The 13,190-nt window shown below is 62.5% G+C and carries 13 protein-coding genes; 3 read left to right on the top strand and 10 right to left on the bottom strand.

Going from position 1 to position 13,190, the window contains the following annotated elements; genetic code table 11:
- Positions 1 to 69 precede the first annotated feature (69 nt).
- Positions 70 to 1,347 (bottom strand): L-fuconate dehydratase, encoded by a 1,278-nt coding sequence (locus tag ACIPSK_RS01460; protein ID WP_162115138.1) that lies wholly within the window; start codon positions 1,345 to 1,347, stop codon positions 70 to 72.
- Positions 1,348 to 1,428: 81 nt separating this feature from the next.
- Positions 1,429 to 2,163: an SDR family oxidoreductase gene (locus ACIPSK_RS01455; protein ID WP_162115139.1), complete on the bottom strand. Its 735-nt coding sequence runs from the start codon at positions 2,161 to 2,163 to the stop codon at positions 1,429 to 1,431.
- Between the two features lie 439 nt (positions 2,164 to 2,602).
- Here ACIPSK_RS01455 and ACIPSK_RS01450 point away from each other — a divergent pair, with 439 nt between their 5' ends.
- The 3 genes from ACIPSK_RS01450 (at position 2,603) to ACIPSK_RS01440 (ending at position 4,911) form a co-directional block, all read left to right on the top strand.
- Positions 2,603 to 3,388 (top strand): IclR family transcriptional regulator, encoded by a 786-nt coding sequence (locus ACIPSK_RS01450; RefSeq protein WP_162115140.1) that lies wholly within the window; start codon positions 2,603 to 2,605, stop codon positions 3,386 to 3,388.
- Between the two features lie 78 nt (positions 3,389 to 3,466).
- Complete coding sequence (locus tag ACIPSK_RS01445) at positions 3,467 to 4,303, top strand: amidohydrolase family protein (RefSeq protein ID WP_017968522.1); 837 nt, start codon at positions 3,467 to 3,469, stop codon at positions 4,301 to 4,303.
- A gap of 203 nt (positions 4,304 to 4,506) precedes the next feature.
- Positions 4,507 to 4,911: a helix-turn-helix domain-containing protein gene (locus tag ACIPSK_RS01440; RefSeq protein WP_017968523.1), complete on the top strand. Its 405-nt coding sequence runs from the start codon at positions 4,507 to 4,509 to the stop codon at positions 4,909 to 4,911.
- A gap of 62 nt (positions 4,912 to 4,973) precedes the next feature.
- Here ACIPSK_RS01440 and ACIPSK_RS01435 read toward each other — a convergent pair whose 3' ends face one another.
- The 8 genes from ACIPSK_RS01435 to nadA form a co-directional block, all read right to left on the bottom strand.
- Positions 4,974 to 5,240 (bottom strand): hypothetical protein, encoded by a 267-nt coding sequence (locus ACIPSK_RS01435; protein WP_017968524.1) that lies wholly within the window; start codon positions 5,238 to 5,240, stop codon positions 4,974 to 4,976.
- Between the two features lie 66 nt (positions 5,241 to 5,306).
- Positions 5,307 to 6,050 (bottom strand): TfuA-like protein, encoded by a 744-nt coding sequence (locus ACIPSK_RS01430; RefSeq protein ID WP_162115141.1) that lies wholly within the window; start codon positions 6,048 to 6,050, stop codon positions 5,307 to 5,309.
- Complete coding sequence (locus tag ACIPSK_RS01425) at positions 6,047 to 7,309, bottom strand: YcaO-like family protein (RefSeq protein ID WP_162115142.1); 1,263 nt, start codon at positions 7,307 to 7,309, stop codon at positions 6,047 to 6,049. Before ACIPSK_RS01425 ends, ACIPSK_RS01430 begins: the two co-directional genes overlap by 4 nt.
- 13 nt (positions 7,310 to 7,322) lie before the next feature.
- Entirely contained in the window at positions 7,323 to 7,466 is a 144-nt protein-coding gene (locus ACIPSK_RS01420) for a hypothetical protein (RefSeq protein WP_003553391.1), read from the bottom strand.
- Positions 7,467 to 7,572: 106 nt separating this feature from the next.
- A complete protein-coding gene (locus ACIPSK_RS01415; protein WP_170256454.1) occupies positions 7,573 to 9,564 on the bottom strand; it encodes a BTAD domain-containing putative transcriptional regulator in 1,992 nt (663 codons plus the stop codon).
- 189 nt (positions 9,565 to 9,753) lie between these two features.
- Entirely contained in the window at positions 9,754 to 10,653 is a 900-nt protein-coding gene (gene nadC / locus ACIPSK_RS01410) for a carboxylating nicotinate-nucleotide diphosphorylase (RefSeq protein WP_162115144.1), read from the bottom strand.
- Between the two features lies 1 nt (position 10,654).
- Complete coding sequence (locus ACIPSK_RS01405; RefSeq protein ID WP_162115145.1) at positions 10,655 to 12,214, bottom strand: L-aspartate oxidase; 1,560 nt, start codon at positions 12,212 to 12,214, stop codon at positions 10,655 to 10,657.
- The gene (gene nadA / locus ACIPSK_RS01400; protein ID WP_162115146.1) at positions 12,211 to 13,182 is read right to left on the bottom strand and encodes a quinolinate synthase NadA; all 972 of its coding nucleotides are present in this window, start codon (positions 13,180 to 13,182) and stop codon (positions 12,211 to 12,213) included. The genes ACIPSK_RS01405 and nadA overlap by 4 nt, the downstream gene beginning before the upstream one ends.
- Positions 13,183 to 13,190: the final 8 nt, after the last annotated feature.

Raw genomic sequence — 13,190 nt, 5'->3', positions numbered from 1 at the left:
GCAGTTGACGTCCGATGAATGGCTGCGGCTCGCTCGGGACGATCTGCGAGGGCGCTGAATGTCGGTTGCTTAGCCTCGAAACGTATAGGTTCTGATCGAGGCCGGTTTCATCTCGATGGAGAAGCCCGGCAGGGTGGGCGGCATGTAGGCGGCGTTTTCGATCAGGCAGGGGTCGAGGAAGTGTTCGTGCAGATGATCGACATATTCGATGACGCGGCCTTCCTTGGTTCCCGACACTACGACGTAGTCGATCATCGACAGATGCTGCACATATTCGCACAGGCCGACGCCGCCGGCATGCGGCCAGACCGGCAGGCCGAACTTGGCGGCGATCAGCAGTACGGAGAGGACCTCGTTCAGCCCGCCCATGCGGCAGGAATCGATCTGCACGATGTCGATTGCGCCCTCGGCGATGAACTGCTTGAACATGATGCGGTTCTGGCACATCTCGCCGGTCGCGACCTTCACCGGAGCGATCGCCTGGCGGATCTTGCGGTGGCCGGCGACATCATCGGGGCTTGTGGGTTCCTCGATGAAGAAGGGCTTGGCGAAGGAGAGCGCCTTCACCCAGTCGATCGCCTGGCCGACGTCCCATACCTGGTTGGCGTCGATCATCAGGTAACGATCGGGACCGATCACCTCGCGGGCGATCCTCAGACGGCGGATATCGTCTTCGAGATCGCGGCCGACCTTCATCTTGATATGGTTGAAACCGGCGTCGATCGCTTCCTGGCAAAGGCGGCGCAGCTTTTCGTCGCCATAGCCGAGCCAGCCGGCCGAGGTCGTGTAGCAGGCGTAGCCCTCCTTTTCGAGGATGGCGATGCGTTCCGCCTTGCCGGCCTCGGCGCGCTTCAGGATCTCGATCGCCTCGGCGCGCGTCAGCACGTCGGTGAGATAGCGGTAATCGACGATATCGGCGATCTCTTCCGGCGACATCTCGGCGACGAGCCGCCAGACGGGCTTGCCGGCCTGTTTGGCGAGCAGATCCCAGACGGCATTGACGACCGCGCCGGTCGCCAGGTGAATGGCGCCCTTTTCCGGGCCGATCCAGCGCAGCTGGCTATCGCTCGTCAGATGCCGCCAGAAGGTGCCGGGATGGGCGAGAACCTCGGCAAGGTCTGCGCCGACGATGAGGTGGCGCATGGCTTCGATCGCCATGCAGCAAATGTCGTTGCCGCGGCCGATGGTGAAGGTCAGGCCGTGGCCGGCAAGATCCGGCGCATCCGTATCGAGAATGACGTAAGCCGCCGAATAATCCGGATCGGGATTCATCGCATCGGATCCATCCAGGCTTTGCGAGGTGGGAAAGCGGAGATCGAAGACACGAAGGTCGGTGATGCGGGTCATGGTTGTTCCTCCCGATGATATGGGCCGATTATATGCCGATTATATAGAGCCGATTGCAGTGGGCGGCCGCATCAGCTGAAATCAGATCGTCCAGCCGCCGTCGATGGCGATCGCCTGGCCCGACGTGTAGGTCGCGCCGGCAAGATAGACGGCGAGATCGGCGATCTCCTCCGGCGAGCCGAGCCGGCCCATCGGCTGGCGGGCGATGAAGGCGGCGCGGGCCGCGTCGTAATCGCCCTGCGCCCGCATGCGGTCCTGCAGCGACGGGCTTTCCACCGTGCCGGGGCAGATGGCGTTGCAGCGGATGCCTTGGCCGACGTAATCGGCGGCGACGGCTTTGGTGAGCCCGATCACCGCCGCCTTGGTGACGCCGTAGGCGAAGCGGTTCGGCACGCCCTTGATGCTGGAGGCGACGGAGGCCATGTTGATGATCGCTCCGTCCTTGCGTTCGATCATGCCCGGCAGCACGGCCCGGATGGTGCGGATCATCGCCTTGACGTTGAGGTCGAAGGCGAATTCGAGATCGGAATCCTTCATCTCGAGGATCGAGCCGGCATGGACGAAGCCGGCGCAGTTGAACAGTACGTCGACGGCTCCGATCTCGGCGACGAGGGCCTTGACCGCATCCTCTTCGAGTACGTTCAGCTTATGGGTGGAAACCCCGGTTTCGGCGGCAAGCGTCGCCAGCGCCTCGGTGTTGATATCAGTCGCGTGAACCTTGGCGCCGATTGCGGCAAAGGCCGCCGCCGTCGCCCGGCCGATGCCCTGACCGGCGGCGGTGATGAGGATGTTCTTGCCGGAAAGTCTGTTTGTCATGTCACGGGCCTTTTCTGGAATTGTCTACGCTTGACGATGGAGTGCGGCTGATGTCTTGGCGAAGCTCGGTCGTGATGGAGCATTCCGGCCTGCTTCCGCAGGTGCACGGCTCTCTGCGTTAAATGGAGGAGTTGGCGCCGTTGCACAGGCAGATCAGCGGGAGATTCAGCCGATTGGCTGCTTTTTCGGCGATCTCCGCCGGCGGCAGGGCCGATGACCATTCCCATGCGCTGCACGGTTTTCCTCCCTGTCCCGGCTTGCTTATGATCCTGCCGCGCGGGCGCCTTCGATACCTCAGCCGCTCGTTTCGATCGACCTTTTCAGTGATGAGTTGTCTGTTTATAGACAAACAGACGATTGGCCAAGGGTCAAGTGCGAAGTTTTCCTTTTCCGGCTGCGGTTCTGCGTATATGCAGAAAGATATTCACAGGAGGAAGGAATGGTGACCGACGAGTCCGACCGCTACCGCGCTCCTGCCCTCGACAAGGGCCTCGATATCCTGGAATTGCTCGCCGGCGTCGACAGCGGCCTCACCCAGGCCGAAATCGCCAAACGGCTCGACCGCAGCCCCAACGAATTCTACCGCATGCTCGACCGGCTGGTGCGCCGCGGTTACGTTACCCGGCTGGACGGCGACCGCTACTCGCTGACGCTGAAGCTCTTCGGTCTTGCCCAATTGCACGCACCGGTGCGCCGCCTCGCCTCCTACGCCACGCCGTTGATGCGCGATCTTGCCCAGCGCACGCGCCAGGCCAACCATCTAGCCGTCTTCGATCGCGGTGCTGCCGTCGTCATCGCCCAGCAGGAGGCGCCGGACTATTGGGGATTCTCGATCCGCGTCGGTGCCCATATCAGCCTCTTCGACACCGGTTCGGGACATGTGCTGCTTGCCTTCCGCAGCGAGGAAGAGCGGGAGATGATGATTTCGGAACATGTGCGCAGCCGCGCGGAGATTGAACTCGGGCCCGAATTCTATGATCGTCTCCACCAGATCCGCGAGCGCGGCTATGAGATGATGGCGAGCGCCCAGACATCAGGCGTCTACAATCTCTCCGCTCCCGTTCTCGGACCGGACCGCCGCTGCATCGCCGCCCTTACCTGCCCCTTTATCGCGCTCGTCAATGCGCCGTCGGCACCCGATATCACCCAGGCGATCACGCTGGTGCAGAAGGCCGCCGCCCAGCTTTCGCTGCTTGCCGGCGTCAATGTCGTCAACCCCGCCTGAGGCCTGGGAATTTCTATTTGAACAATCCATTCACCGGGAATAGGTTTGCTACAAAACCACTCTGGGGAGGAGAAGAGCGTGTTCATCGACACTCATCTGCATATCATCGACCGGTCGGCCCTGCCCTATCCCTGGCTCTCCGGCGCGCCTGATCTCGATCATGATTTCCTCTACGAAAGCTATGCGACTGAGGCCCGGCGCTGCGGCATCACCACGGCGCTGCACATGGAGGTCGACGTCGATCCCGCCGCCATGCAGGCCGAGACCGACCACGTCGTCACTATCTCTAAGAAGGAAGGTAGTCTGATTGCCGGCGCCATCGTCTCCTGCCGGCCGGAAGAGGAAGGCTTTGCCGCCTATCTCGAGCGGCAAAAGGCCGATCCCTTCGTCAAGGGGTTCCGCCGCGTGCTGCATGTCGTGCCCGATGATGTCTCCGAAGGCGCCCTGTTTCGCGAAAATATCAGGCGCATCAGCGGCAGCGGCCTGACCTTCGACCTTTGCATATTGCCGCATCAGGCGGGCCGTGTGACCGCCCTCGTCGATCTTGCGCCCGACGTGCAGTTCGTGCTCGACCATTGCGGCGTACCGGATATCCGCTCGGACGCCTTCCAGCCATGGAAGGCCGGCATATCAGAGATTGCCCGGCGGCCGAACGTCGTCTGCAAGGTCTCCGGCGTCGTCGCCTATGCCGATGCGAATACATGGGCGGCGCAAACGCTGCGGCCCTATATCGAACATGTGATCGCCAGCTTCGGCTGGGACCGCGTCGTCTGGGGCAGCGACTGGCCGGTCTGCACGCGCGGTGGCGGCCTCTCTACCTGGGTCGCGGCGACCCATGCGATGCTTTCGGGCGTGAGCGAGGCGGAGCGTTCCAAGTTGCTTTTCGCCAACGCACAACGCCTCTGGTCGCTCTGACGTCACAAAATGAAGCAACCGATCTCGTCGACGTGCCATTTCGGCATGTTTTTTGTACCATTCCCGGACAAAAAAGGTGCGATATTCTGCCTTAACGCTATCTACATGCAAGCAATTGCTAGCCTTATTTATCTCGGCTAAAAGTTGTTGACACGGATATGGCGAATACCCCCTTGTCCGCTGCCTTCAGAAGGGAAAATGAGATGAAAGAAGCACCGCATTCCGTCGATGTTCACGTCGGAAAGACAATCCGTATCCAGCGTCTGTTGAGGAAAGTTTCTCAGACGGAACTGGGCGATCGTGTCGGCGTAACGTTCCAGCAGATCCAGAAATACGAAAAGGGTTCCAACCGCGTTTCCGCCAGCATGCTGGTCGAAATCGCCGGCGCGCTGAAGGTCGACGTCAGGACATTTTTCGACGACATGTCGACCCCTGATACGGCCAACGACAACCCCGCTCCGAGCGAGGAATTCGTTATTTCGCGCGAAGGCGTGCTTCTCAATGCGGCGTTCTTTTCGATCAAGAACGAAGCGCTTCGCAAGAAGATCCTGAAGCTCGTCCAGGCGATTGCCCACACAGAACAGTTGGACGCTGAAGCGGCTGAATAGGGTCCTTCACGCGATCCCAACGGACCGCATGAGGCATGAGGATCAATAACAATCGATCGCGCTCAATGGCGATCGATCAGGATTAGATTCTCGCTGGCATCCTTCATTGCGATTTTGGCTTTGCTGCCGAGCAGTTTCTCGAGATTGACGTCAAGCTCCCTGTCGGGATCTATGCCGTCCCAATCGATGACGACTTGCAGCAGCGCCATGTTCGTCAGGTGCATCAGATTGCGCAACCGAAGCTTTTCAGCCTCCTCCTTGGCTGCCGACAGCAGCCGGAAGATCCTTGCGTATTCGCTGCCGGTACCCTCGTTGTGTTGATCAAACATCGTTCCCGCCTCTTTGGTCGTAGAACCCTACGATTCCATCAGTGCTGCATCTTTCCGCCGCGACCGTTATTCAAGCGTTACAGGAACCGCATTGCGCGTGACTTCGGCGTGCAAGAGCTCCCAATGTGAGGTCGCGGCAAAGCGCCAGTCGCGGTTGACGGGGAGGAATTTATCCCGGCGCAGCCAGTCCAATACCAGTCGCGCGTCGTTGCGCTTGCGCTCGACGCGGCTGCCGCGGATGGCGGCGAGGATATGGTCGCGGCGCGGTTTGCGGAAATGGCACTCGTCGGCCACCTTCGCATAGGTGCGCTCGGAGAAATGCAGAAACCGGCCGGCCAGCAGCAGCTTCTTGCGCTCGCCGGGCGTAATCTCGCCGCTGGCGTAAAGCGCATCGATCGTCGGCTCGAAATCGACCCAGGGAACGGAAAGCGGCAGCCAGCCGAGCTCCTGCGGTGCATGCACCAGTGCGACGGCCTCATCGTCGAGCAGCCGTCCGGACTCGTAATCTTCGAAGATCGAGCCGAGCCCGATCATACCGAAGGGGGCACATTCGGCTGCCCTGAGCGCTCCCATGCTGGCCCCGCCGGCAACGGCGACATCATGTTCGAGTGCGTACAATATTTCCTTGTGCCAGACCGAAGGCAGATCGCCGAAATAGCCGTCGACGAGGCCGATCGCGGTGGCGCCGTCCCGAACGGCCTTCAGGATGTCGCCGGCGGCGGCCGGCGGCCGGAAATCGATGCAAGGAGACATGGCTCTTGCCGCGGCAAGATCGCTGCCAAGACTCGGGCCGACGAACAGCACCTTCATGATTCGGCTCCTCTTATGGTGTTGACCGCGCGCATGCCGAGCTGGATGTATCGGCCCGAGATGTCGACCTCCAGTCCCGGCACGATCACTCTGACGACCGAGATCGGCAGGGCTCGATGCGGAAACGGCACGACGACGATCTGCTCGATGCCGGTTGCCGTCAGCCGGTCGGCGATATGGCCGATGGATTCCTGGATCGTCGCCGGGCGGCGATGGCGGGTCTGGAACGAGCGCATACGGCCGTCGCCCTCGCAGAGTTCGACCACCTGCTGCATCGCTGCACTCCTGTCGAGCCGCTGATAGATGCGCGGCGAGAAATCGTCGCGGCTGCCGGCAATCGCGGTCAGCCGGCTCTGCGCCGCTTCGGTGATGGCACGCAACGCTGCGCGCACGGGGTCGGGATGGCAGCCGCAGCCACCGCAGACATGCGACCACCGCGCATCGACACGGTCGGAAAGATTGCCTGGCATGATGACGGCCAGAAAGGCGGGAACGCCGATATCCGTCGTCATGTCGAGCAGCAGCAGTTTCATGCCGGCGCGCGTGATCCGGTCGGTCATGACGTCGATGACCGCATCGCCGAAGGAGGCGGGGTCGATGCGGCTCTCCCTTAGCCGCTCAGGCGATTTCAGCTGGGTCAAGGCCCAGGCGTCGCGCTCCACCAGCTCACAAAGCCCATGCAGGACCGCCTCGGACGGCGTGTTGCCGGAGGCGAGCCCATCGCTCGACTGCTCGAAGCCCGCCGGCCTCTCGCCGCGATGGTCGAGTCCGACGAGCCACCAGGGCACGAAGACGCTGCTGCCTGAAAGGATGTCGAGCCCTGTGCACCAGGGAATAGGCTTGCTGCCGATCTCGTCGGGCGCACAGCGTGCGACATTGTCGAGATCGATCATCGCCGCATGCTCCGCCCGCATGCTGTCGACCGTCGCCTGCGTCAGGTCGGCGGGGGCAATTTCGGCGATCCGCGTCTCGACTGCTTCCATCGCTGCCGAGGTCATGGCGGCATCATTGTCGATACCCTTGCCCTGAAACACCGAGAGCGTATGGCTGTTCGGCCTCGTTGCGAAGGCGACGGGGATGTTCAGGACGTCGAGTGCCGTCAGCAGGCCAACGCGCGTGATGCCGAATTCGCGCAGATGCGGCCTGATGGCTGCGAGGGTCTGAGCCGGCGTCACCGCGCGGTCATGATAATCGCTGACACCGGCCGATGATCGTTTAAGGTCACCGGCAAGCGTTTCAAGGTCGGTGAAAGCGGACATACCGATCTGTTCCTTAGCGGAACCTCAGCGCATGCGTCAGGCTTTCGAGCGCATTGGCGGAAACGTTGAGTTCGTCCTGCTTCAGGGCCGCTCTGGCGGCAGCAGAAAAGCGCAGCGACTGTGTCTGAGCTGCAGTGGTTTCAGCATTCGTCTTCATGTTCCATCTCCGATTGGTTGGGCAGCGCCTTGCTGCCGTTAACCATCGGAAAGAAACATTGCCTCCGTCATTTAAGCGTTACAGGCTTCGTTAAAAGGCCGTGCAATCAGGGAAGACCAGCAAGTTGCAGCCCCTTAATCAGCGGTTCCGTATAGGCGGGATCGCGATCGGGGACGAAATGGCGGATGTCCTCGCTGCGAAAATCGGGGAAGTTTTCCAGCACAATCCTGGCGTAATTCCCGGCCTTGCCCGTATCGCCTGCCATGGCATGCGAGGCGGCGAGCAGACGGGCCGTTGCCTGCTTGGTCTTCACCGGTTCCAGCGCCTCGATCGCCATTTCATATTCTTCGCGCATGAAGTGGATGCCGCCGAGGTTCCAGTAATAATAGTCCGGCGGCAGCGGATTGAGTTTAAAGGCCGCGCGGCTGAGCTCCAGTGCTCGATCGAAATCGCCATCATGGGAAAGCGCGTCGGCGAAATCGGCGAGGATGTCGGCATCGTTGGGATTGAGATCCTGAGCCTGCTGGAAATATTCCAGGCTTTCGTCGAAGCGGCGGCGATAAAGCGCCACGAAGCCGAGCTCGCGGTAGGCCCGGCCGCTGTTTGGGTCGGACTGCTGGGCCTGCCGGGCAGCACCGTTCGCCTCGTCGAGCAGTTCCTTGTCCCGCATGCCGCGGATCAGCCATTCCATGCCGAGCGCGCGCGACATGCCGGCATGGGCGGCGGAGAAATGTTCGTAGCGATTGAGCGAGGATTTGAACCATTTGCGCGCCTGGCGCAGATGCTGCAGATCGGTCTGGGCAATCAGCCGCTTGCCTTCCAGGTAGAGACGGTAGGCGGACGGCGGCGCCTCGCCGATCGGCATCGCCAGCTCGTGGCGTTCGATCGTGTCGGCGAGCGAGGAAACGATCCGCCGCGTCAGATGCGCGAAGGATTCGCTGATCTTCTGCATGACCAGCGGCAGTTCGATGGCCCAGATTACCTCCGATGTCGTCGTCCGCGTCAGCCGGCAGGTCGCAAAAACATCCTCGTCGCGGCCCTGGATGGTGACGTAGACCGCATAGTCGAAGCTGAGGTCGAGCGGACCGGGCACGGCACGCGACGGATCGATCGAACGGCTGAGGATCTCCAAGCTGGTATGCGCCGCGATCACCTTGAAGCCGCGCTGCTGGCTAAGGCCGATGGTGACGTCTTCGAGAAGGGCCCTGCCGACGCGCTCCATCAGCGGATCGGTGAAGATACTTTCCGGCGGCAGAATGATGATGCGCGGCTGGCCGACCGGATTGACGGAAAGATTAAGCGCCGACTGTGGATGTCCAGACGTCGCCTGTGCCGCCGGCGCCAGGTTAAGTTCGCGGGCAAGAGCTGTGGTGCTTTCTTCCGGCTCGGTGTCGAAGTCGTCCTTCAACTGGCTCTTGCACTTCAGATAGGCCTGACGCGCCGCTGCCGGATCGTTCATCCTGACATAGGTGCGCATCAAGGCGCGATAGGCCGTCTCGCTGGCAGGATCGAGTTCCAGCAGGCGCCTGGCAAGCGTGATCTGCTCTTCGTCCGATCTGTCTTCGGCGGTTTCGACTAGCCGGGTCAGATGGGCGGAGCGCAGTTCATCGACGCGCTGGCGCTCAAAGGTCAGCCAGTCCTCGGCGCCCTGCGTCGGCGATTTGACGCCTTCGAGCAATTCGCCGTTCAGCAGGCCGCCATCTTCGAGTGCAAGCGGCCCTTTCTGTTTGAGGATATGAACGTCGACCTCCCAGCCATCGGCAAGGCCGATATGGGTTCGGGTCGCGGCAAGCAGCTGTGGAAGGCCGGTGGGAACGCTCTGCTCGATTCGTGCCAGCAGCTGGCGCAGGCTGCCGGCGCGTTTTTCCGGCAGCTCCGATTGCCAGAGCTGCCGCCTGACGGTTTCGCGGTCGAGTTCGAAATTGGGTTCGGCGGCGAGCATGGCGAGGAGAAAATAAGACTTCTCCGGCAAGGGGAGTTCCTTCCCCGCCGCCAGCAATCGCGGTCTTCCGAGCAGGCACAGCCTGTTCGTCAGCATCTGCCGGATGTCCGTCGCATCTCGATTCTCACCCCTGAAAGCCAAGGCGCACAAGCACACCGGCCAGTCCAAACCATGTTAGAGCCATAAGAGGCCGGCGCATAGCGGTTTTGCTTTAAAAAGAAGAAGTTTCATCGAATATTTGCATATTCTCGCGCCACACGGGGAGGAGATGCTTTGCCAACACTTGCTTGGGGCGCGGTTTTCGTTCGGCGGAAGGCTATTTACGGCGTGAATAGGCCTGAGGGATCACAGAACCTGTGCAATCCGTTTCAGGCTATTCTCCGTTGCGGCCGCGGCCTCGACGAAATCGAGCCCGATATCCAGCACCGGCGCACTGTGTGTCAGCCAGCCGACCGAAATGAGGTCGACACCGGAAGCCGCGATTGCGGCGGCCGTTGTCGGCGTGACGCGGCCGGATGCCTCGGTGATCGCTCGGCCGGCGACGATGGCGACGGCTTCGCGCAGCTGATCCGGTGTCATATTGTCGAGCAGCACGGCGTCGACGCCGGTCTCCATCGCGTCACGCAGCTGATCGAGGGTGTCCACCTCGACCTCGATCTTCACCATATGGCCGACGCCGGCCCTTGCCCGGCGGATCGCTTCAGCGACGCCGCCGGCGATGGCGACGTGATTATCCTTGATCAGCACGGCGTCATAAAGCGCGAAACGGTGGTTCATGCCGCCGCCGGCCCGCACGGCATATTTTTCCAGTGACCGCAGCCCCGGTGTCGTCTTGCGCGTACAGGCGACGGAGGCTCTCGTGCCGCGGATGGCGGCGGCAATCTCAGCCGTCACGGTCGCAATGCCGGAGAGATGGCCGAGGAAATTCAGCGCGGTGCGTTCGCCGCTCAGCAGGCCACGCGAGGGACCTTCGATGGTGGCGATCACGTCGCCGGGCTTGACCGCATCGCCGTCCTGAAGATGACGGCGCATGGCGATCTCCGGGTCGACGAGAGCGAAAGCGAGTTCGGCGGCATCGAGACCGGCGATCACGCCCGGCTGACGGGCCGCCATCACCACGGTCGAGCGATGATCCCTAGGGATGACCGATGCCGAGGTAATATCGCCGGCAAGACCCAGATCTTCGAGAAGGGCCGCCCGTACCAGCGGCTCGACGATCAGGCGCGGAAGGGGAACAAGGTTCATCTCAAGCACTCCTTGCAAGAGTATAGAGCGGGGCAAGGGCATAGGGTGGCGTCGCGCGGGCGATCTCCAGAACGTCGGAAAGGCACATACGGCGCCGGTTGGCATTGGCGAACTTCAGCGGAAAGTCGGTGCGGGCATGGGCGCCGCGCGATTCCATCCGCAGGCTGGCAAAGACGGCAATCAGCAGCGCGACGGTGGCCGGATCGGCGGCAGGGCCATTGTCCTCGGCAAGCGGCAGCAGGGCTGCGATCGCGCCATGAATGGCGCCGGCGTTGCGCAGCACGCCGAGATGACGCGAGACGATCGGCCGGACGAGCGATGCGTCGGCAGCCACCGGCAGTCTCTCGGCGAAGATGGGGCCGGTGGCACCTGCGGGCATGCCTGAAATGTCGCGTGCCGCCCGCATGCCCATGACTGCCGCTTCCAGCAGCGAATTGCTGGCAAGCCGGTTTGCGCCGTGCAGGCCGGTCGAGGCCGCCTCTCCCGCAACCCAGAGGCCGGGAACCGAGCTGCGGCCATTTGCATCCGTGGCCACGCCGCCCATGTGATAGTGAACGGCCGGGCGCACCGGAATGACGTCTTTCGCCGGATCGATGCCGCCCTCGCCGCAAAGGCTCGAGATAACAGGAAAGCGTGCGGCAAAGCGGCTGCCGAGAGCCGCGCGGGCGTCTAGGAAGACCCTGCCGCCGCGGGCGATTTCGGCGCTGATCGCCCGCGCCACCACGTCGCGCGGCGCAAGCTCGGCACCGGATATGCGGCCCATGAACCGTTCGCCGCGTTCGTTGACGAGCAAGGCCCCCTCCCCGCGCACCGCTTCGCTGATCAGCGCCAGCGGCCGGCGGCGTGAATCGAGTGCGGTCGGATGGAACTGGACGAATTCCATATCGGCGAGCGCGGCACCCGCCCTTGCTGCGAGCGCGATCCCCTGGCCGAAATTACCCATCGGATTGGTGGTCGCATCGTAAAGCCCGCCAATGCCGCCGGTGGCAAGCACAACCTTCGATGTCGGCAGCATGGCGGCGCCATTCGCGGTCGCGCAGAGCAGGCCGGCGACCTGCTCGCCGTCCATCAGAATCCGCCGCGCCTCGAAACCTTCGAGCACTGTTATAGCTGGCGTTTTCATCACCGCCTCGATCAGCGCGGCGATGATCGCAGCACCCGAACCGTCGCCTTCGGCATGGACGATACGGCGGCGATTATGGGCCGCCTCCAGCCCGAGCGAAAATTCACCGGCGGCATTCCGGTCGAAACGCACGCCAGCTTGCTCCAGCGCGGCGATCGCCGCCGGGGCCTCGGTGATGATACCGGCGGCGATCGTGGGATCGCAGAGCCCGTCGCCGGCCGCAAGCGTATCGGCAAGATGCAGCGCTGCGCTGTCGTCGGCGCCCATGCTGGCGGCGATGCCGCCCTGCGCCCAGGCGCTCGATGTCTCCGCGCCAAGGGCCGCGCGGGTGACGATGACGGAGGGTTCATGCGCCAGTGTCAGCGCGGTCATCAACCCCGCAAGCCCGCTGCCGACGATCACCGTGCGTCCTGATAGCTGCTCGAGAATCTCGGTCATATCGCCAGCATCCTCTCGACGGCGCGGCGCGCGGCCACCGCAATTGCCGGATCGACGGTGACCTCGTGGCGGTTTTCCTCGAGGGCCGCGCGGATATTGCCAAGCGTGATTCGCTTCATATGCGGGCAGAGATTGCAGGGGCGAATGAACTCGACATCGGGATGGTGCACGGCGACATTGTCGCTCATCGAGCATTCGGTGAGCAGCACGACGCGCGCCGGCTTCTGCCTGCTGACATAGTCCGACATTACGGCGGTTGAGCCGGCGAAATCAGCTTCGGCCACCACCTCGGGCGGGCATTCGGGATGAGCGAGCACGGTGACGCCCGGATGGTTTTCTCGCAGCTGGCGCACGTCCTCGGCGGTGAAGAGTTCATGCACCTCGCAATGGCCATGCCAGGCGATGATCTCGATATCAGTCTCGCGGGCGACGTTGCGCGCCAGATATTCGTCCGGGATCATCAACACCTTCGGCACGCCGAGCGATTCTACTACCTGCTTGGCATTGCCCGAGGTGCAGCAGATGTCGGAGGCAGCTTTCACCGCGGCCGAGGTATTGACATAGGTGACGATGGGCACGCCGGGATGGGCCTGGCGCAGCAGCGCGATATCTTCGGGCGTGATCGAATCCGCCAGCGAACAGCCGGCGCCGAGATCCGGGATCAACACGGTTTTCCCGGGGTTCAGCAGCTTGGCGGTCTCGGCCATGAAATGCACGCCGGCAAGCACGATGACATCGGCATCGACCTCGATCGCCTTGCGGGCGAGCGCCAGGCTGTCGCCGACAATATCGGCCACGCCGTGGAAGATCTCCGGTGTCTGATAGTTGTGCGCGAGAATGACGGCGTTGCGGCGGCGCTTGAGCTCGAGGATCGCGTCGACGTCATTTTCGAAGGTCATCCATTCGGCTTTGGGAATGACACGGCTGACGCGCTCGTAGAGCGAGGATGCGGAAACAGGATAATTCATGACCGGCT

The sequence above is a fragment of the Rhizobium sp. LARHSG275 genome (genome assembly GCF_052871115.1).
The sequence above is the reverse complement of the archived record's forward strand: the minus strand, read 5'-3'. Positions and strand labels throughout refer to the sequence as shown.

Bases quoted from the DNA above. Each gene is read 5' to 3' on its own strand.
- ACIPSK_RS01460 (WP_162115138.1), bottom strand. From the start codon at position 1,347: ATGACCCGCATCACCGACCTTCGTGTCTTCGATCTCCGCTTTCCCACC.
- ACIPSK_RS01455 (WP_162115139.1), bottom strand. From the start codon at position 2,163: ATGACAAACAGACTTTCCGGCAAGAACATCCTCATCACCGCCGCCGGT.
- ACIPSK_RS01450 (WP_162115140.1), top strand. From the start codon at position 2,603: ATGGTGACCGACGAGTCCGACCGCTACCGCGCTCCTGCCCTCGACAAG.
- ACIPSK_RS01440 (WP_017968523.1), top strand. From the start codon at position 4,507: ATGAAAGAAGCACCGCATTCCGTCGATGTTCACGTCGGAAAGACAATC.
- ACIPSK_RS01435 (WP_017968524.1), bottom strand. From the start codon at position 5,240: ATGTTTGATCAACACAACGAGGGTACCGGCAGCGAATACGCAAGGATC.
- ACIPSK_RS01430 (WP_162115141.1), bottom strand. From the start codon at position 6,050: ATGAAGGTGCTGTTCGTCGGCCCGAGTCTTGGCAGCGATCTTGCCGCG.
- ACIPSK_RS01425 (WP_162115142.1), bottom strand. From the start codon at position 7,309: ATGTCCGCTTTCACCGACCTTGAAACGCTTGCCGGTGACCTTAAACGA.
- ACIPSK_RS01420 (WP_003553391.1), bottom strand. From the start codon at position 7,466: ATGAAGACGAATGCTGAAACCACTGCAGCTCAGACACAGTCGCTGCGC.
- nadC (WP_162115144.1), bottom strand. From the start codon at position 10,653: ATGAACCTTGTTCCCCTTCCGCGCCTGATCGTCGAGCCGCTGGTACGG.
- ACIPSK_RS01405 (WP_162115145.1), bottom strand. From the start codon at position 12,214: ATGACCGAGATTCTCGAGCAGCTATCAGGACGCACGGTGATCGTCGGC.
- nadA (WP_162115146.1), bottom strand. From the start codon at position 13,182: ATGAATTATCCTGTTTCCGCATCCTCGCTCTACGAGCGCGTCAGCCGT.